Below are 20,400 nucleotides of genomic sequence, written 5' to 3'. Positions count from 1 at the left end.
CCTCCTCCTTCCTTCAGAAAATCCGGTAGTCGGTCAGCCGGTAAGCCAGCAAATACGAGGCGCCGATCATGACGAACGATACGGCCGATTTAAACAGCCCGACCGCCGTGGCGACCCCGTAATTGGCGTTCTCGACGCCGATCCGGAATACCAGCGTATCGATGATGTCCCCGGTCTCGTAAACCTGCGGGCTGTACAAATTGTAGATTTGATCGAAGCCCGCGTTGAGCACGTTGCCCAAGCTGAGCACCGACATCAGCACGATCATCGGCAGCAGGCCGGGCAGCGTGACGTGAAGCGTCTGGCGAATCCGTCCCGCTCCGTCCATCGAAGCCGCCTCGTACAGAGCGGGATTGATGCCGCTGAGCGCCGCCAAGTAGACGATCGTGCCGTAGCCGAACTCTTTCCACGTATCGGAAGCGACCATGGCGAACGGGAACCAATGGGCGTCGCCCAGAAAGTAGATCGGCGGAATGGCGAACCAGCCGAGCGCTTCGTTGACGATGCCCGACGACGGAGACAGGATGTCGATCAGGATGCCGCTCAAGATGATCCAGGACAAAAAGTGCGGGAAATAGATGATCGTCTGCACGCTTCGCTTGAACAGCCGGCTCCGCGCTTCGTTGAGCAGAAGCGCGAACGCGACCGGCACCGCGATTCCTGCCGTCATCTTCATCGCCGCGATAAACAATGTGTTCCACAGCACTTGAACGGTGTCGGGCAGATGCAGCATGTATTCGAAGTTCTCCCATCCGACCCAAGGGGACGCGAACATCCCCTTGGACGGAACCAGTCTCTCAAAAGCCATGACGATTCCGGCCATCGGAATGTAGCTGTAGACGAACACCAAGACGAATCCCGGCAAAATCATCAGGTGCAGAGGCAGCTCCCGGAAGCTTCTGCGTCTCATCGTTCCACCGCCTCCTTGCCGCCCATTACGGCCTGTTTCGATTTACTGGGAAGCTTGCCAAGCGTTTACTTCATCGGTAATCGTCTGACCGCCTAGGCTGTTCCACTGAGTCACGAATTTGTCGAAATCGTCGACCGCTCCGCCCATAATAATCCTCGTAAAGGTCTCCAGCTGCAGTTTTTGCAGCGTGGCGTTGTTGTCCGTCATCCCTTGGGTCGGGGCCCCGAAGTAGGCGTCCGCCATGATCTGCCCGTTCTTCGAGTAGTCGTCGATGACTCCCAGCGATCCCTGCGGCCCGTACATGCGTTCGTTGCCCCAGCCCTTGGTGTCTCCGCCTTGGTAGGCGACAATGCTGTCGTAATATCCCTTCTCCTCCGCGTTGAGCGCCGAAGGATCCCCCGAATCGAGAGCTTTGACGACCTCTTCGTGCGCGTCCAGGTTCTTGCGCGGCGCTTCACCGTATAAAAGCGCAAAATCGAACACCGCCAATCCGCCCTTGTCGACGTTATAAACATCGGGCTCCGCCGTTTTTCCCCACAGCTTCTCCATGTCGAAGTTCAGCAGCTTGACCGCGGCTTCCGGATGATCGGTTCCCTTCTTGACCACATAATAAGAGCTGATCGCGAACGGAACTTGGGCCCTGGCCGGCTGATCGTCCGCCGACGGCAGCGGCAGCGCCTGCCACTCCATGCCGGGATTCGCGTTCTTGGCATCCTGCTGCCAGCCGGCGTCCCAGAAATAACCGTAGAACATGCCCAGCTTGCCGGCGCTGGCCGCTTCGCTCACCTTCGTCGCGTCCTTCGTGCCGTATTCCTTGTCGATCAAGCCGTTCTTGTACATCATCTGAAGCTTCGCGAGCGCCGTCTTGACTTCCGGCTGAACGCTGCCGTATACGAGCTTGCCCGAACCGTCCTTGAGCCAGATGTTCGGATAGGCATGGAACCCGTTGAAGAAGCCCTCCATGGCCGCATAATAGCCGAAGATATCCTTATTGATGCCGAGACCGTACGTATCCGCCTTGCCGTCGCCGTCCGGATCTTGCTTTACGAACGCTTCGGCCGTTCGGACCACGTCGTCCATCGTCTTCGGCTCCGGCAGGTTCAGCTTCTTCAACCAGTCCGTCCGCACCCACAGCACATGGGACTGGCCGAGCCCGGAGCTCATCTTCGGCAGCGCATACAGCTTGCCGTCGAAGGTCGCGGACTTCAGCGCGTCGCCCCCGTCCTCCGACAAAATCTGCTTCGTCAAGTCCGAGCCGTATCGGTCGTAAGTCGACGTCAAATCCTCGACCTGCCCGTCCTCCACCAAGCGTTTCAATTGCGCCGCGCTGACCGGCATGATGTCGGGCAAATCGTCCGAGGCGATCGCAATGTTCAGCTTCTGATCGTATTGCGCCGCGGGCGTCGTCCACAGATAATTCACCTTGATGCCGAGCTGGTCTTCATAAGCGCGCGACCAGACATTGTTGTCGATCGACTCGCCTGCGTTGAACTTCGTCCCTTCCGAAATCGCGCGCACCGCCGACACTTCGATCGGAGGATCGTACTTGCCGAGCGGATCCGCCGGCGCTGCCGACGCTTCGTTCGTCGCGGCGGCGCCGCCGCTTGCCGAAGAAGCCGCGGCCGGAGCATTCTCTCCGTTGCCGCCGTCATTCCCTCCGCTCCCGCTGCACGCCGAAAATGCCGTAATCATGAGTGCGGAAGTCAACAGCGCCGCCGCTCCGCGCGCCGCCGTTCCGTATTTGCGTTTCCTTTTCATGCAGAGGCATCCCCTTCATCTTGTATCGTGTTCAAGCCTATATCGAAATTATAACAATCGCCCGCCTCCCCCTAAGAGAGACGCTGCTTCTCAGATGGTGGGGATTTGATCTCCGAATCTTCGGATATGCCGGCTAGCCGTACCCTACTCCCCCTTCTCGGAGACGATCGCCGCCATACGGATCACGGGTTTAAGGATCGGGCTCAGGTCGTTATTCAGAAGCGAAGGAATAAGGGGAGGACGGAAGTGGGAGGGGAGGGCACGGACGCGCGGGACCTGGAGAGGCCCGAGGAGCACATGGAAGAGTCTGAATGCCCGTTCAGCCTCTCTCCTGGTGCGCTTGACGATATTCGCTCGGCAACAGGCCGGTCTGGTCTTTGAACATTTTGCTGAAGTACCGTTGATCCGCAAAACCGCATTTTTCGGCGATCGAGTAGACGGGGTAGTTGGTCATCAAAAGCATCTCGCAAGCGTTCCCGATGGCGACCGTTTGCAAGAAGTGCGTAAACGTCATTCGGGTGATATCGCGAAAACTGGTGCTGAAATAGCTTTTGCTCAAGCTTACCGACTGGCTGATCTCGCTCTGCTTCAGATGAGCCCCCGCTTGGGAAACGATCCGTTCGACCGCTTTGACGATCGCCGAGATGACGTCCTCGGAATATCCGGAACGACGCAGCCAGCCCTGTACGTTTCCCCGAAGTTTTCGCCACCATATTTCCAACGCCTCTGGCTCTGTCGGCGGGGCGGATTCTTCATGCCAATCGTACATCGGAAAACTTAATTTCCACCGTTTAAACGACAGGGCCGCCGTCCGGGCCCAATCGGAAGCTTCGCGGCGTCCGGCGTCTCGAAGCGCTTCCATGAGCGATCCGAACAGGGCATCGTCCACGATCCAGGCAACTCCCTCCGCCTCTTCGGTCTTGCGGCGCAGCGAGCTTGCACCTGTTCCGCCGGACGCTTCGTTCGCGGGCGCTTCCTGGCGCACCGCTCTCAACATCCGCTCCATTGTCTGGTCCAGATCGAGCTTCTCCAGTTGGGTTTTCACGATATAGTCCACAGCCCCTAAACGCAGGGCTTCCTGAATGAAGTCAAAATCCTGGTGGCAGGTCAAGATCACGACCTTGATGGAAGAATCGTGCCGCTGGACTTCCTTGATCAATTCAAGCCCGGACATTCCCGGCATGGTAATATCCGTCAGCAGCAATTGGACCGGGCGGCTCCGGATGAATTCCAGCGCCTTCTGCCCCGTGGCGGCTTCGCCGGCGATGGCAATGCCATAGCGGTCCCAGGGGAACAGCAGCCTCATCCCTTTGCGAACCAAGCTTTCGTCATCCACGATCAGCGCCTGGATCAAAGAATTCTCCTCCTTTCAGTACGACAGGCAGGCGGATGGCTATCGAGGTGCCGCCTCCATCTTCGCTCTCGATGCTCCACTCGGCGTCCGAATCGTAGTACACGGACAGCATCTTTCTCACGTACCGAAGACCGATGCCCAAGCCCGACCGGCGCAGCCGATCGTCATCCTCCCCCATCATCTTCGCCAATTTCTCCGCCGGAATCCCTTTGCCGTTGTCCGTCACGCGAAGAAGCAGACGGCGGAGCCCCGAAGAAGAAGACTCTATCGCAATGACAACCTCGATCTTCCCCCCTTCGTCGTTGTCGAATCCATGGTACAAGGCGTTTTCCACAAGGGGCTGCAAGATGAAGCGCGGAATCGGGACCTCTTCCGCAGCCGGATCGACCTTCAGGCGGACGTTAAAGGAATGATCGTAACGAATATTCTGGAGATCGATGTAATCGCGAACCGCCTCGACTTCTTCGCGGACGGTCACGATAATGCTTTTCTTGCCGAGATTGTAATGCAGCACTCGGGTGAAAATTGATACCAGTTCCGCTATATTCGTCTGGCCCTGTATCCGTGCCAGCCATTGAATCGTATTCAGCGTGTTATGAAGGAAATGCGGATTGATCTGAACGAGCAGCTTTTCCAATTCGAGCCGGCCTCTGCGCTTCTCCTTCTCCTCCACATCGCTGATCAGTTCCGCGATACGCAGGCTCATCGATTGAAAATTGTCCAAGATGCGGTCGAATTCCGCAAGTCCGGTCGCGAGCGCGGGATTCGGCATCTGGTTGTAGCGAAACCGGCTGATCTCCCGGTTGATGATTCGAATCGGGTGGTACACCATTCTCCAGATGAGCCATGCCAGCGCGATGCCGGCGATGAGGGAGATGGAAGCGAGCAGCGCGAACTGCGACAGCCAGCGATTCATTTCATGATTATAAACGGGGGACGGAATCAGCTGGTACAGCGTCCAGCCGTGCTGACCGGAGGCGCGAAAGATTTGATAGTTCCGATCCGAGACTCGAAACGTCTGTCCGATTGGCGTATCGTCCGGCAAATTGCTGAAGGCGGTCTGGCCGGACGGGTTGGTCAAGACGTGATACACCGGAGAATGGCCGGTTAATGACGGATCGCCGGACGATGCGAATATCGTCTCCAAGCCGGTCACTTTGGTCTCCACATAGGCGTAAAGAAAACGGCCTTGGCCGTAATCCAGCTTGCGAAGCAGCGCAAAAACCGGCTCGCCCGAGGCGTCCTGATTAAGAGAAGGATAAGGGCCGTAATAAGTGAAGTCCTTCTGCCGGTAAAACAGCGGCAACGAATCCAAGTCGAACGAAATCTTCCCGGGCGTGTTGGGGAACAAAATCGGCTCGTCCAGCCCGGGAACGTAAAAAAACATGGCTCCGAGGGCAGGATTGGAAAAATTGACGTTCGCGGTCGATTCCGAGATATTCCGATACAGGACCGAGCGTTCGTAGGGGTCGCCGCTTTCGATATACTGCACGACCTCCCGTCCGATCCCGCCCTCCACGTCCAGCAATTGGGATACCCGCCCAAGCTCGTCGAGCTTCTGTTCCAATTCCGTGCTGTCCCGTTCCACTTTGTCCATCCAGTCGCGATAAATCTTCTCCGTCTGCACGATATAAATCCAGCGGTAAGAAATATAGCCGGTCAACAGAATCGGAATGGCCGCCGCCACGATGAGCAGCGCGGCCAGTCTCGCGCGAAGGGATCGGAACGGGAGCAATCGCCCCATGAGGTTCATGGCTTGCAAAACCTCCTGCGTCGGGAAGCTTGTCGGTTCGGTTATTCTATTATAACGCTGGGGGGAAAATTGCGGCGTTCGATTATTTTCCGCAAAGAGGGGGGCTGCGATTTGAAATCCCTTTGTGCAGGCTGTCTTGAAGACCGGCCCGCTCCTGTTCGAGGCTCGAGCTGCATTCCGGCCAAACCCAGGCCGCCATTCCCCTAAACGCAAACCGCCCCCGTTCCGTGACGGGAACGAGGGACGGCTTGTTTGCCGCTATTCGCTTTTGACGACGCCCTTCTTGAGGATGAGATTGGCGTACAGGGCGCTTTCGCCCGTCGCGACGATCGCGTACGCCTTCTTCGCCCGCTCGTAGAACGCGAACCGCTCCACTTCCTCGAACGGCTCCTCGATGCCGGTATGCTTCCGGATGACCGAACGGTACGTATCCCAGATCGGGGTCTGCACCGTATCGCCGGGGACGACCTGCATGAGCGCGGCCGGACGGTCTACATACGGATCCAGCGGGAACAGCTTGAGAATCGCGTCCAGCAGCTCCGGGACGCCGTGGCCGTCGCACCGGATCAACCGCGCGGCATGGCTGGCCGCCGGGAAGTTGCCGTCCCCGAGCACGATCTCGTCGCCATGCCCCATTTCCATCAACACTTTCAGCAATTCGGGAGAGATCAGGGGAGAAATGCCGTACAGCATGTCGTAGCCTCCAATGGTTTCAATGATCATAGCCGACAAGCCGATTGTACCATACGCACGGACGGAATCGTCCACCGAAATCTCGCGATCTCTCCCCTTGCAAATCCCCTATTGCTGATGGCTGGTCGGATGGTTCGCGGTGACCGGGATTTGCCCCTTGAACATCCGATTGATGTCACCCGCAAGCCTCAGATAGAAGTCCGAAGAGACGGCCGCGCCATCCGCGTCAAGCGTCAGAAAATACTGATTAGACGGGATCATGGAGCTGTTCTCCGCCGCTTTCGCAATGGCCGTTCCTTCGTCGTACTCGTCGAACATCGCAATGTACCCGGTGCCAATGCCGATATTTTTCATATCGTACGCCTGACGCCACATGAAGTCGCCGTGAAGCCTCGGAATCTGGTTGCGCGGCCCGCCGGTCATGTTCGACCAGGCAAAGCCCGGCCAAAGCACCGGCTGATAGGCGATTCCGTTCTGCTGAGCGAATGCGAAGTCCGGCTGCCAAACGGTCGTGCTGAAGTTATCGGCTCCCGAAAGCTGCCCGAAGCGTCCGACGAACCACGGGGAGATCATGTCCAGCGATTTGTAGACGTCCAGGAAGCCGCTCTTCGAATCGTTGACGCCGGTTCGCCAGTAGGTCGGGACTCCTCCGATCACGTAGATGCCCTGGTTCTGGAACCAGCTGATAAGATCGGCCGATTCCGCCGCGGTGCCCGGACGGTCCGTGAAGCCGATGCCCCAGATGCAGACGACGGTTTTCCCGTCCTGCTTCGCATAGGCGGACGACGAGGGCAGGCGCATCGCGTTCACGACGTTCGTCGTCCAGTCGTGCTTCACCGCAGCCTCCCAGGTGGACGGGTCCATTCCCGTGATGTCGTACATGACATAGAACTTGCGCCCGTACGACTCGGCTGCGTTCTTGACTTTGACCGCCACGCTGTCGCGGTTCGTCTTCCAGTTGTTCGGCGTATCGCTCAGGTCCGCCCCGAACCGCTGCAGCGCGGCTCCGTCGATGTTGTACGTCCGCATCCATTCGAAATGCTTGTTGACCGTCTCCTGGTCATACGACGAGAACAGCTTCGCCGGCTGTCCGTTGCCCAGGTTGGCCAGATTCGTCTGATAAAGCTTGGAATATTCGCGGAGATCCGGATACAGCTCGAAATTCACGTTCTGGTTCGCGGCCGGGGCGCTGCTGTTTTTCGACCAATGCACCCATCCCCCGTTCGGCGAGCCGTCGCCCGAGGCATTGAACCATCCTTGATAGCCCGCGAAAAGATGCCCGACGACGTCCCCGCCCGTTGCCGGAGGAGTTCCGGTTCCTCCCGAGAACTGGAACCACAGCACGTTGAAAAGATTGCCGGCGCCTCCCGTAAACTTCAAATAGAGGCTATGCGTGCCGCTGAGCTGGTTTACGGCGCAGTCGACGGTCGTCCACGACTGCCATCCTCCCGTTCCCGGGACGGAGCAGGTGCCCGCCAACGGGCCGTTTATCCCGTCGGTCCGGATCTCGATGCCGCCTCCGGACGCATTGCTTGCCACTCGCGCCGAGAAACTTGCGGCCCCGCTGCCAAAGTCGACGGAATCGAAAGCAATATAGTCGCCGTTGTCGATGAAGGCGACATCCAGTCCTCCCTCGCTCGCCGGCTCCAGCTGGATGCCGGATTGGCTCGTGTAAGAGGAAGCCGCGATCCGGTCGAACGCGGATACGGTTTGCTGCCCCGCCGTTCCGTACACTTCGAGCTCGGAGACCTGCCCTCCCGTGGCGCCCGAGTTGGCCGAGAAAACCAGTTTGACGTACCGGACGCTCGCTCCCGCCACCGGAATGGAGACGGAGTTCATACTCGGCGCGAACGTATACGTCGCGGACGAGACGAGCGTCGAATAGCTTACGTCGTCGGAACTTCCCTGCACCGCAAGCGTCTGCGTGCGGCTGCCCCAGGAGCCGGGCAGCTTGATAACGACCTGGCTCACGGCTCTGACGCTGCCCAAGTCGACGCGAATCCAATTCGGATAGGCGTTCGCGGCCCCTTCCCAATACGTCGCCGAATTGCCGTCGTTCGCGTTCGCCGCCGCATAGACTTGCGTATGGCCGCCCTCCGCGATCGGCTTGTTCAGGGCCAGATTGGTATCCGCCATGGCCGTCCTCGGCGAGACCGACGCCATGCCCGCAATCCAGGCGATCGCCAAAAGAACGGCCAGCAGCCGACCGTATGCGCTCCGTTTTTTCCCCATATACGCTCCTCCATTCATGAACGAGAAGACGAGAAGCTCGCCGGTACCGTCGGGTCGCTTCTCGTCTGTCGTTTTTTTATATATTGGAGTTACTTGCCGTTATGTCCTTGACCGTTGCCATTGCCGCTTCCATTCCCGTGCCTGCCCCGCTCCGTCGCGTCCAGCTGGGCGCTCAGCCGCTTCTTGACGTTCCCGTCCTGAAGCACGTTCACGAAGCCGCGGGCCGCGCCGATCGAAATCTCGTCCTTCGCCTTCTTCGCGCGATCGACCGCCGCCTCCGCCGCAGGCACCGACCAGTCGGCATACTTGCCTCCGAGCAGATAAAGGTCGCCGTACAAGGTGAAGTCCTTGCTCGCGCCGATGCCCTGGTTGTACTCCATGTAGCCCTCCCGTCCATTCCCGTCGTTCTCGTTCAGGAGCAGCGAGAAACCGAGCGGATCGGCGGACGGGGCAAAATCGTAGCCCGCCGCATGCAGCGACTCGAAAGGAATCGTGATGGCGTACCGGGTCACGCCCGCAGCTTCGTCTCGCGTAATCGCCGCATCCGCGGCATCGCCGAGATCGCCGGTCGGCAGTCCGTCCGGCGCCTTCCAGCGCCACTTGTTCACCGTTCCGTCGTCGTTCAAGGCGAACCCGAGCTCGCTGACGTTCCGGCTGGCCGCTCCGTCCTTCCTCGAGAGGTCGAAGCCGAGCTGAAGGCTGTCTCCCTGCCAAATATCCGCGCCGCTGTATGTCTGCGACTGCACGTCGTCGCGGACCTCGACATTCACGTACAGCTTGCTGTCGTCCCAAGCGACGTCCGCCTTCGCGCTCAGATCGTCCGGTCCCTGCCGGCCGCCTCCCGTATATTCTTCGGGTGCGGACACATCCATCGAAGGCATCCCCGTCGCGGCCGCATCGGCCCTGCCGGCGAACGATTGCGCCAGTCGGACCGACTCCAGATAAGATCTGCCGTCATCGAGCGTCACTTGATATTGGAGCGAGTCCGCGGCGATGTAAGGCAAGGGGATCGTCAAGCTGTCCCCGAGACCGAGCTTGGAGAAATGGATCGGCACCAGCTTCGACGCATAGGACGCCGGCTGAACGAGCTCGACCTGACCGGAGAGCTCGCCCGGTCCGGCCGCGTTCATTACCGTCAGACTCGCGTTCGGCCGTTCCGGATGGGCGGCGTCGGGAACGTTTTTCGCAAGCGTCAGCGCGACGGGCAGCAGGTTCGTGCCGGTGACCTTCGTGCCCGCTTCGTTGACGAGCTTCATCCCTCCCTTGAACAGGTTGTTCGTCACCACGAGCTTCTCGATGTCCGGCGATGCGTACACGTGCGTCGTGTCGGCCCGCTGGAAGTACGAGTCATAGAGACCGATCGTGCCTCCCAGCGCATTTAGCCCCTTTTCCCCGACCGCGGTGAAGTTGCTCTGCTGAATTTGAACATTCCCCCCGTACACGTCGACCGATCTCGTCGGGTCGCCCCACATGGAGGTATTGAACAGCTTCGCCGTAGAGTCGAAGTCAGGTCCGACCGTGGCGTAAACTTTGTCCGAAGTGCTGATCGAGACCAGCTCGGTGTTGACGAACGAAAGTCCGGCCGGGCCCGCTCCTTCGATATAAATCCCTTTCTTGCTGCCGTCCGTTCCATGACCGATCACGACGGCTTCCGGACCGCCGCCCGGGCTCTGCGGCGCAAAATGGATGCCGTTCAGCGAGCCGAAGACGAACGTGTTGAAAATGGTCTCGCCTTTGGCGTCCCCGACCCGAAACGCATCGAGGTTCTCCTTCTGATAGCTCCACACCTTGTCGGAATCTTCCCCCGTCGCCGGGTGGTTCGGATAGTTGTTCCGCCCGTAGTAATGAGGGTTGAATTGAACGTTCCTCATGATGCCGCCTTCTGCCCCGCCTCCGACGAAGATGCCCTCCTTCAACGGGGATCCCGCGACGTAGTCGATATAGTGTCCGCTCGTATCGTAGGTGCCGAAATCGATGCCCTGGTAGGGATTGATCAGCGTCGTATCGATCGCGTAAACGCCGTGTCCCTTGCCTTGGATCGTCCAAGCGTACGGCTTCACCTGATTCCAGTCCTGCTCGTCGTAATAAACCGACAGGCCGCGAACGCCGGCGGATGCTTCGAGCGTCAGGAGCGCAGGCGTGCCGGCATCCGGATTTTCGCCGTAACGGGTGAACAGGACGGTGCCGCCGCCGATCGTATGGTGCGGAACGTCCCAGGAGCCCCTCAGCTCGACTCCGCCCGGCACGTCAAGCGGCGAATCGACGCGGTAGATGCCCGCCGGCAAATAAACCGTGCCGCCTCCAGCCGCGGCGGCGGCATCCAGCGCCTGCTGAATCGCCGCAGAGGCGTCGCTGCCCCCGCTCTTGTCGGCGTTGTAAGGCGCGGATGTCACGTCGAACAACAGATTCGTCGCCGGCTTCGGAGCAACGGCCATATCGGTCTGCACGTTCTGCGGAAGCTGCTCAAGCGCGGAGCTCGCATCCCGGTTCACGTTCACTTCCGCTCCCTGGCTCTCGTCGGCGACCTGCAGCGCATCGCCGTCGTGCCCGGAATTAAAGGCATTCACCGTCTGAACGGGACCCGACAGCCTCACTTGACGGTCGGCCTGGGCGAATTCCGATTGCCCGAGAATCAGCGAGCCGCCTTTCAGGTCGATCGCATAGCCGGCCTGGCTGTCCCAGCCCTCGAACGTGCTGTTCTCGAACGACAGGACGCCGCTTCCTTCGCTGTATACCGCGTCCGACGGACTGCCTCCGACCGTAACCCCGTTGAACTGGGCGATGGACGAGAAGCCCTGCGTCGCGTAGATCGCCTTGGGGGAATCGCCGACGTTCGCGCGGAAGCTGCTGTCCGATACGAGCAGGCCGAAATCGTTCACGCCTTCGATCTTGAGCGCCACGTTGCTGTCGTCGATCGCGATCCGGTATAGCTGCGCGTTCGCGCTCTCCGTCGAACCGGTTCTCGTCGTCACCCGCATGCCGGTCTTGAAGCCCGAGAGCCGGATGTCCGACATGTACTCCCAGTCCGACCGCCCCATCACGACCCCTTCCGCGTTCGCCGTCGTATAAGCCGACACCGCTTCGGCCGCAGGCGCTCCGGCCAGGCCCGAATCCGCCCAGTACGAAGGCGAAAGGCTTACGCCCTCCAAACGTCCGATGTCGGTCGTGTAATCGAGGAAGATCCCCGTATGGAGCGCCGTTCCGTACAAGTTCTTCACGTAATGAAGCTCGTTCCAGGACGGCCCGATCTTGACGCCGTCATAAGAATTGACCAGCGTCAGGTTCTCCATCGTGGCGCTGTCCCCCGACAGCTGCTCGATCGTCCAAGGATAAGGTACCGGATCGTCCAGCGTTTGCTCCGGATACCAGATCGACAGGTTCGTCACGCCGCTGACCTGCTGCAGCTGAATAAAGCTCGTTCCGTCTGCCTGGCCTCTCCCGCCGTAGGACGCAAGGACCGTGCCGCGAACGGCGCCGCTCGCCGCATCCGGACTGGCCCAGTCGCCCCGCAGCGTAACGCCCGTCGGCACGAGCAGGCTGCCGTCCAACCGATAGACGCCGGTCGGAACGAAAACGACGCCGCCTCCGCCTGCGCCCGCCGCGTCCAGCGCGTCCTGGAACGCCTGGGTGTCGTCGCTTGCGCCGTCAGCCTTCGCTCCGAAGTCGGCCACGCTGTATTCCGCGATCACGACATCCGAAGTCGGGTTCTCGGTCGCGTATACTTTCGCTTGGGAGGAGGCGTTCCCCCGCGGGACTTTCTTGACCGTCACCGAAGCGACGGACAGGTCCGGATTGTCGCCGGGGCTGCCGCCGCCGACGACGGCGATCCGGAAGTCGGATCCGTTCGTGCCATTTGCGAATTTCGCATCGGAGAGCCGGAACGTCTTCGTCTTCCACGTTCCCGAGTTCCCGTACGTGAAGAGCAGGCCATCCTTGAACGGCGCCGATAAAGCGTCGTATTGCAAATGGAAGCTGCCGCTGCCCTGGTCCAAATACTCGACCGTAACGTAAACGTCGTTATCCGTGTTGTCGTACAGATAGCTATCGTCCACGTCCATGTACAGGTACAGCGTCCGGGGATCGGGAGCGGCGCCGTTCGTCCGCCAATACCCTTTGCCGTCCAGCGTTCCCGTCACCAGACCGTCCGGATTATCCCCGGCTCTCGCCGTGATTCCGTTGGACGCCGGATTAGGCCCTAGCGTTATGCTAACGCTTTCAGGATCGTCCGCAGATGCGAACGCCGGAGCCCTTGGAGCGCCTGCCAGAAGCAGCAGCAAAGCAAGCGTACCCAACAGAATCGTACGATACCGCAAGCCTCTTCGATTGTTTTGCACGATCTTTCCTCCTTTGCGAATGAACTCGATGACAGAATAGCGCTTGGGACGACCAAGAACAATGTGCTATTTATGGCTTTATATGGGCAATTCCAATCTTCTTCCGCCTCGCTACGGAAGAAGCCGTCGAAAAGCCAAAAAAACTACGACAACATAATTAACAAACAAAGCTTGTGGGACATGCGAGCCCCATCCGGCTGTCGGTAGCCCGAGAGGCTTAGCGGCACACTGTGCCGTTATTGGGCATTGACAAAACCATGAACATGATTCATGTACGTTAATTATCCTGTCGTAGAAAAAAAAAGCCCCGGAACGGAATACGTTCCTGGGGCTTCCTTGCAAAGTCCGTACGACAAATCGGTGTCTCCCTCAAAAGGAATCGGAATTCGCTTCGAAGCATCGCGTCACTTTTGGGGGGGCTATTATTTAGAAGCCTGCTGCGACTTTAGCGGCTTCCGCCAAGCCCGCTTCGACGATCTGCTGGGCGCGGTCCTGGAACTGGTTGTGGCCTTCGACGATAACCGTCTCGACTTCCTTGATGCCCCAGAAGCCCATGATGTTGCGAACGTAATTGACCGACATCTCCCATGAAGCCATCGGGCCTTCGGAGTAGACGCCGCCGCGTGCGTTCAGCAGCACGACTTTCTTGTCGCCGGCAAGGCCGACCGGGCCTTCCGACGTATATTTGAACGTCTTGCCCGCTTGGTTCAAGTAGAACAGGTACGTCAACAGTTGGGCCGGAATCGTAAAGTTCCAGAGCGGGAAGGCGAAGACGACTTTGTCGGCTGCGAGGAACTGATCCAGGTAACGGTTGGCGATCTCGGCCGCACCCTTCTCTTCGGAGGTCGCTTCCATGCCGTTTGCCAGCTTGAACTGGCCCGTCATCATCGTGGTGTCGAAGTAAGGAAGATGTTCTTCGAAGAGGTTCAGCTCCGTGATGGAATCGTTCGGGTTGGTCTCGCGATACGACTTGACGAATGCGTCGTACAGCTTGACGCTGACGGCCTGATCGGCCGGACGTCCGTTAGCTTTGACGAAAAGTACGTTTGCCATGGTATGGTGTCCTCCTAAAAATGTTTTTCTCTAATTGTGCTAATTATTGCCACAGTAAACGTCGCTTCGAGCCGCCGTCCGCAAGCCTCGGCCAAAGTCCGTCTACTGTGTTGCGAACGATCACAGTATACACTCGGCCAACCCACTATGTCAATTGGTGTTACTTACTTTTTAACAGGAAAAAGTTCGGTTAACCAAATCGGCTACCGTCTTTTGCTCGAGAAGCCCGATCATCAGCCGCTCCGTCTCCTCCATCAGCTCCGAAAAGGCGTCTCTCACGTCGGGGCCGATCTGTCCCCCTTCGGCCGTGTCCATCATGCCGGTGCACAGCGGCTCCGTCATCTCCAGCGCCCGATACACTTCGGCGAGCGTAATCGACTCGGGAGACTTGCGCAGGTAATAGCCGCCGTCCCGTCCCTCGCGCGCCTCCACGATACCGGCTTTGGCGAGCTTGGCGAGAATGCGGCGCATCAGCGTCGCTTCGGTGCTTACCTTGTAGGCGATCTCGCCGCTGGGGCAGCGGCTGTCGTTCTCCGCCCGATGAGCTAAATACACAAGCGATTGCAGCGCGTAGCCGAACCATCTCGGCGTCGCCGCCGCTCCGCCGCATTTTTCGATTCCCATCGCTTTTCCCTCCATCCGCCGGCTTCTCCTCTTCCCTACTAGTATAACTTATAATCCCCTTCTCTTGAAAAGCCCGAATGATCTGAAGCGTGTCCGAACACGATAAAGATATGACCAACAAGAAGAAAGCGGGGGTTGACCGATGAAGAAGAGTTTCAAAATCGCGCTCGCCATGGCCCTATGGGGAGTAGCAGCGCTCCCAACAGGGGCAATCGCCCAAGGAAGCGCCGCGGCATCCCGGGAAGAAACGCGGGAAGCGCCGGAGATCGGGGCTGCAGCTCCGTCGTTCACCCTGACCGGCATGGACGGCAAAACTTACAACCTGCGCCAATTCCGGGGAAAGCCGGTGCTGCTGAACTTCTGGGCATCGTGGTGCGGGCCGTGCCGGGAAGAAGCGCCGTACTTGACCAAGCTGAAGGAGAAGTACGGAAACGAGCTGCAGATCGTCGCGGTCAACGTGACCGATTCGGACAGCGAGAAGTCGGCTCGCCAATTCGCGTCCAGCTACGGCTTCACGTTCCCCGTTCTGCTGGACCCGGACGGAACCGCGGCCGCCCGTTACCGCATCCGCCCGATCCCGACGAGCTTGTTCATCGACGCGAACGGCGTCATCCGCGACGGCGTGCTCGGCGCGATGGACTGGAACGGCCTGCTTTCCCATACGGAGCGGCTCCTTCGCCCTGCAAAGTAAAACCGTCTCACCGGGCGTCCGCTTCGAATTTGAAGCTTCGGGCGATATAAATGACCGGCGTCGAGGCCACCGAGATGACGAATTTGAGCACGTACGTTGTCAAGGCGATCTGCCACCAGACGTCCCAGGAGTAGACGCCGATAAACGCGATCGAGCTGAACACGAGCGTATCGACGAGCTGGCTGAGTCCCGTGCTTCCGTTGTTGCGGATCCACAGCTGAGAACGGTTCGGATAGGCGACCTTCAGCCGGCTGAAGATGCGGACGTCGAGAAACTGGCTGACAAAGTAGGCGCACAGGCTTCCCAGCGCGATGCGCGGCGTCATGCCGAAGATGAACCGAAGCGAATCCTGAGCCTGCTGCGAGATCTCGTCCGAAGCAGGCTTGAACGCCAGCGCCATCTGCATGACGATAAGCGACAGGATCATGGCGAAAAAACCGAACCAGACCGCTTTCCTCGCTTCCTTCTCCCCGTATTTCTCATTCAACAGGTCGGTCGTCAAGTAGATCGTGGCATAGATCGTATTGCCCAGCGTCATGACGATGCCGAACATCCCGATCGTCTTGACCACCTGGATATTGGCCAGCACCGTCGCCGCCCCGATCCAGGCATAGAGGCCGTTCTTGCCGAGCAGCCGGTAGCACGCCAGAAAAAGCGCAAAGTTGACGATGACGAATAATACGCCCCATAAAAAATTAAACATCTAAAAAGCTTCCTCCTAGTTTTGATAACGCGGGAGTTCCCGAACCGCGGTCCCCTTAAGCCAGGACAATGCCTTTCATTATAGCACAGAAGCGCCAATCGCCCCCTCAGTCTTTTTTGGAGCGCACGCCTCCTGTCGGACTGCCGTTTTTAGGCCGTCCCGCCTCTCCCGGCGCTGCAACCCTCCCCGGGTTCGATTCGTCTAAGGGGTGGACGGTTAACGAAAGGTTAGGCGTACAACAGCAAAGGGCGGTGTTCATGATGTTAAAGAAAAAAGGTTTGGGAGCAGGCGCGCTGCTCATGACGCTTGCGCTCGCGTTTACGATATCGGGCTGTCAAAGTTCGGGCGGAACGGCTTCCGGCAATTCGGGATCCAGCCCCGGTTCGAGCCAGACCGCGTCCGCTTCTCCGTCTTCGGACCCTTCGGCCAGTCCTTCGTCCTCCACGGCAGACGATTCGAATTCCGCGGCTCCGACGGATTCTTCTTCCGGCGGCGACACGGCTTCCTCCGCTCCGCAAACGACGCCGGTCAGCTCCGAAGCCCCGAAGGCATACATGGGGCAAGTGACCGCGCTTCGCTTGGCGGACGACAAGATCGGCTGGGTCGGCGGGAAAGGCTGGATCGCCCGTACCGACGACGGCGGAGCCCGCTGGACCGTTCAGTATTCGCAAGGGTCCGACGAGATCCATCAGCTGTTCGCGCTGAACAGCCAGAAAGTGTGGGCGACGGTCGTGGGCGGAAGCGGAAGCGGCGTTACGCTCATTCGCTCTACCGACGGCGGCGCGCACTGGAGCAAGGTCGGCACCGTGCCGAACGACGGTTTCCTGCACTTCACGTCCGATACGACGGCGTTCAGCGGCAACGCGATGACGACCGACGGCGGCAAAACCTGGACGAAGCTGAGCGTGCCGTCCCATGCGGTCGGAGACGTCTACTTCCATGACAAAGCCAACGGCTGGGCCGTGCAGAAGGGCGACGGGAAATTCTACTTCCTGCATACGTCCGACGCCGGCAAGACGTGGAAAAACGTCTTTACCCGCACCAACACGGCCGAGCTGAACGGCGCCGTCATCCGTTCGACCGGCAAAGACGACGCCTGGATCGAGCTGATCGGCGGGTCCGGCATGTCGCAGACGTCCTACTCGCTGTTCCATACGGCCGACGGCGGCAAGAGCTGGCTGCCTTCCGCCTGGAGGAACGGAGCCGGTTCAGGCCCCGCACCCGGCTTCAAGATGGATGACGAGTCCGTCCCGGACGACAGCAGCGCCGGCCCCGGAGATCTGTACGTCGTCAACCCGCAGACGGCTTTTATGGGACGTCAATGCTCGGCTTGCGATCAGCCGAACAGCGTCATGGAGACGACCGACGGAGGCAAGTCGTGGGCGGTCCGCAAGGACGAATTCGGCGGCTATGGCACGCAGTTCGTCGCCGCGACCGACGCCAAGCACGTCTGGCTGATCACGACCGAGAACGAAGCGTCGCCCGTCCTGTATACCTCTGCCGACGGCGGCGTTCAATGGAAGAAGGTTCATGCTTTCGAAAAGGCGAAGCCGGAATAACAAGGAGACAGCCCGGGAGGATCGGCTTGGAGCCGATTTCCCGGGCTGTTTTTTCATTTTTTCATCCCTCGGAGCTTGGCGTTGCGGTTACCGTATTCGATTCTCCGTCGTACAAGCCGCCGCTGACGTATACCTTGAACATGTATTCGACATCCGAGCCATAGATAGGATGAACCGTTACCGTCACGGTTTTCGTCACCGGATCGACGACGTATTCGTTCGCGTCGGGGTAGGCCGTAACCCAGCTCCACGCATCGCTGTTGATTTTGTACCAAACCTCGTAGCTGTCGGCCTCAGCCGGTTCCGGGAAGCGAAGCGTGACCGTATCTTCTGCAACTCCCGCGACCTCCAAGTCGTCGATCGGCCCGATATAGTTCGGTTGAAGCGGAATATCGATCGGATTCATCCGATAGAGGGCATCCGCTTCATCCGGAGCATCGGCGTCCGCGACCCAGGCGGAGAGGTTTACCGTCCTCGGCTCCGTATAATAGCCCAGGTCGATGGTAAAATCGGCAGTCTGATCCGTACCGTTGGCAAGCGTAAACGGTTCTCCCGTAGGAGAGAAGTACCCGACAAATTCGTCCGAGCCTTCTTCCGCCCGATCCAGCGTGAACGAATCGCCATCGTCGTCGTAGGAAACCCAAACCTTATCGTACATATCATATCCGGGAACCGTCATCCGAACGCCGTAGAGCGCATTCTCGATATCCGGTCCCGTGTTCGTGATCCGAATCGAAAGATTGACGTTGCGAGACTGCGGGTCGAGATTCGAAAGGTCGGGAACGATCCGAACCGGCGGGATCGCGACTGTAAAATGAACCGTCGTTGCATGGCCGCCATTATCCGTTACGGTCAGCGCGTAATCGCCGTTCTCCGAGATCGCCGCGCCCAGCTCGTAGCCGGCGACCGGCTCGCCGTTCTTTGTCAGCGTTATTCCGGCGATATCCGTATCCGCGCTGGCCGGCGTCACCGCCGCCGTGTACGTCTCGCCGTCCGCGACGCCGGAGATCGCCGGCGGCAGATCGACGGGGACCGCGACCGTGAAATGAACCGTCGTTGCATGGCCGCCGTTATCCGTTACGGTCAGCGTGTAGTCGCCGTTCTCCGAGATCGCCGCGCCCAGCTCGTAGCCGGCGACCGGCTCGCCGTTCTTCGTCAGCGTTGCATTGGCGATATCGTCGTCTTCGCTGGCCGGCGTTACCGCCGCCGTGTACGTCTCGCCGTCCGCGACGCCAGAGATCGCCGGCGGCAGATCGACGGGGATCGCGACCGTAAAATGAACCGTCGTTGCATGGCCGCCATTGTCCGTTACGGTCAGCACGTAATCTCCGTTCTCCGAGATGGCCGTTCCCAGCTCATAGCCGGTGACCGGCTCGCCGTTCTTCGTCAGCGTCACGCCGGCGATATCCGTGTCCGCGCTGGCCGGCTTTGCGGAAGCCGTGTACGTTTTGCCGTCTTCCACGCCGGCGATCGCGGGAGCCGGGTCGGATGTGCCCCCGCTTCCGTTGCTGCCGCCGTTCCCGGAAGAACCGCCCGTTCCCGCGTTCGAACCGCCGGAATTGCCGGAAGCCGGCGGAATATCGCTTGCCTGCTCCACTTCTCCCGGTTGGCGCTCGAAGGAAGAGCCCAACACGTGCAGCGTCACATGAGCGATACGCCCTTGTCCCGTTACTTGGATCACGGCATAAACCGTCAGCGTCTCGACCGAAGAGTCGGACCCCATCTCGAACAAAGACTCGGACCGGACTTCCAACTGAACGATAATTGTCTTGCCTTCGGTCACCAGGCGGATTTTCCCGTCCGGCTTGTTCACCGTCAGCGACCCGAAACGGGAATCGATCAGATGAACGCTATGTTCCCCGCCGCCGGCTACGGTCGTTTTCCCTTCGACCGTAACGTTCTGCAGCGTAACGTCTCCCTCTCCGATCGCCTGATCGAGAAGCAGATCGCCCTTGATCGTCAGGTTTCGGAGCGTAACTCCCGGGGCTTTCACGACCGCGTTCCCCGCGATCTCCTCGGAACCGATCTCCGGCCCGTACGTCCCCGCCTTGTCGTATACCGCGTCCTTCGCTGCCGTCGCCCGCAGCAGCCGGTCCAGCGCCACCACGGCCTCCGCCCGCGTCAACGGAGCGTTCGGACGAAACGTTCCATCGGCGAAGCCTTCCAGCACGCGGGCCGACTTCAACGCCCCGACCGCGCCGCGGCTCCGTCCGCCGATCGAGGCGGCGTCCTTGTAGCCGTCCGCCTCCGCCGCCGCGGACGCGTCCCGCAGCTTGCCCAAGCCGGCCAGCATCGCCGCCGCTTCCTGCCGCGTCACCGCTTGCGACGGGCGGAACGTCCCGTCCGTATAGCCGGATACGTAACCGGCTTGAACCGCTTTGCCGAGCTCGCCCGCGTACCAAGCCGCGGCCGGCACGTCCTTGAACGAGGCCGCCGCCGTCGCGGTCAGCCCGAAAGCCCGGTTGGCGAGCGACAGAAACTCCGCGCGCGTCACGTTCCGGTCCGGCTCCAGATTGCCGCTGCCGTCGCCGGTCAGCAGCCCCGCATCCTCCCACTTCTGGAGCGTGGAAGCGGCCCAATGGCCGGCGGCGTTGCTGCCGGAAGCCGCCGGCGCCGCGAAGACCGCGCCCGTCCAGCCCGATACCGCGAGCAGCAGCGAAAGAGCGCCGAGAGCGATTTTCCACCGTCTATAAAATCTTCCCACTATCATCATCCTCTTCGTCAAGAATCGAGTCC

13 protein-coding genes are annotated in these 20,400 nt (G+C 59.8%); 2 read left to right on the top strand and 11 right to left on the bottom strand.

Annotated elements, in window-relative coordinates; translation table 11 throughout:
- Positions 1-13: 13 nt before the first annotated feature.
- The 9 genes from H7C18_RS04830 to H7C18_RS04790 form a co-directional block, all read right to left on the bottom strand.
- On the bottom strand, positions 14-910 hold the full coding sequence (locus H7C18_RS04830; RefSeq protein ID WP_185127881.1) for an ABC transporter permease: 897 nt from the start codon (positions 908-910) through the stop codon (positions 14-16).
- Between the two features lie 42 nt (positions 911-952).
- Positions 953-2,668 carry an extracellular solute-binding protein gene (locus H7C18_RS04825; protein WP_185127880.1) on the bottom strand — a complete coding sequence of 572 codons (1,716 nt, stop codon included), beginning with the start codon at positions 2,666-2,668 and terminating at the stop codon, positions 953-955.
- A gap of 319 nt (positions 2,669-2,987) precedes the next feature.
- Positions 2,988-4,022, bottom strand: a complete 1,035-nt coding sequence (locus H7C18_RS04820) for a response regulator transcription factor (protein ID WP_185127879.1) — start codon at positions 4,020-4,022, stop codon at positions 2,988-2,990.
- Positions 3,997-5,775 (bottom strand): sensor histidine kinase, encoded by a 1,779-nt coding sequence (locus tag H7C18_RS04815; RefSeq protein ID WP_185127878.1) that lies wholly within the window; start codon positions 5,773-5,775, stop codon positions 3,997-3,999. Before H7C18_RS04815 ends, H7C18_RS04820 begins: the two co-directional genes overlap by 26 nt.
- A 258-nt stretch (positions 5,776-6,033) precedes the next feature.
- The gene (gene fucU, locus H7C18_RS04810) at positions 6,034-6,468 is read right to left on the bottom strand and encodes an L-fucose mutarotase (RefSeq protein WP_185127877.1); all 435 of its coding nucleotides are present in this window, start codon (positions 6,466-6,468) and stop codon (positions 6,034-6,036) included.
- A gap of 108 nt (positions 6,469-6,576) precedes the next feature.
- Complete coding sequence (locus tag H7C18_RS04805; protein ID WP_238357468.1) at positions 6,577-8,700, bottom strand: carbohydrate-binding protein; 2,124 nt, start codon at positions 8,698-8,700, stop codon at positions 6,577-6,579.
- Positions 8,701-8,789: 89 nt separating this feature from the next.
- The gene (locus tag H7C18_RS35475) at positions 8,790-13,034 is read right to left on the bottom strand and encodes a glycosyl hydrolase family 28-related protein (protein ID WP_337912909.1); all 4,245 of its coding nucleotides are present in this window, start codon (positions 13,032-13,034) and stop codon (positions 8,790-8,792) included.
- 426 nt (positions 13,035-13,460) lie between these two features.
- The gene (locus tag H7C18_RS04795; RefSeq protein ID WP_185127876.1) at positions 13,461-14,087 is read right to left on the bottom strand and encodes an FMN-dependent NADH-azoreductase; all 627 of its coding nucleotides are present in this window, start codon (positions 14,085-14,087) and stop codon (positions 13,461-13,463) included.
- 171 nt (positions 14,088-14,258) lie between these two features.
- Positions 14,259-14,711, bottom strand: a complete 453-nt coding sequence (locus tag H7C18_RS04790) for an RrF2 family transcriptional regulator (RefSeq protein WP_185127875.1) — start codon at positions 14,709-14,711, stop codon at positions 14,259-14,261.
- 142 nt (positions 14,712-14,853) lie between these two features.
- Between H7C18_RS04790 and H7C18_RS04785 the strand changes: the two genes are divergently transcribed.
- A complete protein-coding gene (locus H7C18_RS04785; RefSeq protein ID WP_185127874.1) occupies positions 14,854-15,402 on the top strand; it encodes a TlpA family protein disulfide reductase in 549 nt (182 codons plus the stop codon).
- A 7-nt stretch (positions 15,403-15,409) separates the two neighbouring features.
- On the opposite strand, the gene H7C18_RS04780 is transcribed toward H7C18_RS04785, so the two are convergent.
- Entirely contained in the window at positions 15,410-16,105 is a 696-nt protein-coding gene (locus tag H7C18_RS04780; RefSeq protein ID WP_185127873.1) for a queuosine precursor transporter, read from the bottom strand.
- A 260-nt stretch (positions 16,106-16,365) separates the two neighbouring features.
- Between H7C18_RS04780 and H7C18_RS04775 the strand changes: the two genes are divergently transcribed.
- Positions 16,366-17,664: a WD40/YVTN/BNR-like repeat-containing protein gene (locus tag H7C18_RS04775; RefSeq protein WP_185127872.1), complete on the top strand. Its 1,299-nt coding sequence runs from the start codon at positions 16,366-16,368 to the stop codon at positions 17,662-17,664.
- Between the two features lie 61 nt (positions 17,665-17,725).
- On the opposite strand, the gene H7C18_RS04770 is transcribed toward H7C18_RS04775, so the two are convergent.
- Positions 17,726-20,368, bottom strand: a complete 2,643-nt coding sequence (locus H7C18_RS04770) for an S-layer homology domain-containing protein (RefSeq protein WP_185127871.1) — start codon at positions 20,366-20,368, stop codon at positions 17,726-17,728.
- Positions 20,369-20,400 lie beyond the last annotated feature (32 nt).

This window comes from Cohnella zeiphila, assembly GCF_014212055.1.
GTDB lineage: Bacteria > Bacillota > Bacilli > Paenibacillales > Paenibacillaceae > Cohnella > Cohnella zeiphila.
The sequence above is the reverse complement of the archived record's forward strand: the minus strand, read 5'-3'. Positions and strand labels throughout refer to the sequence as shown.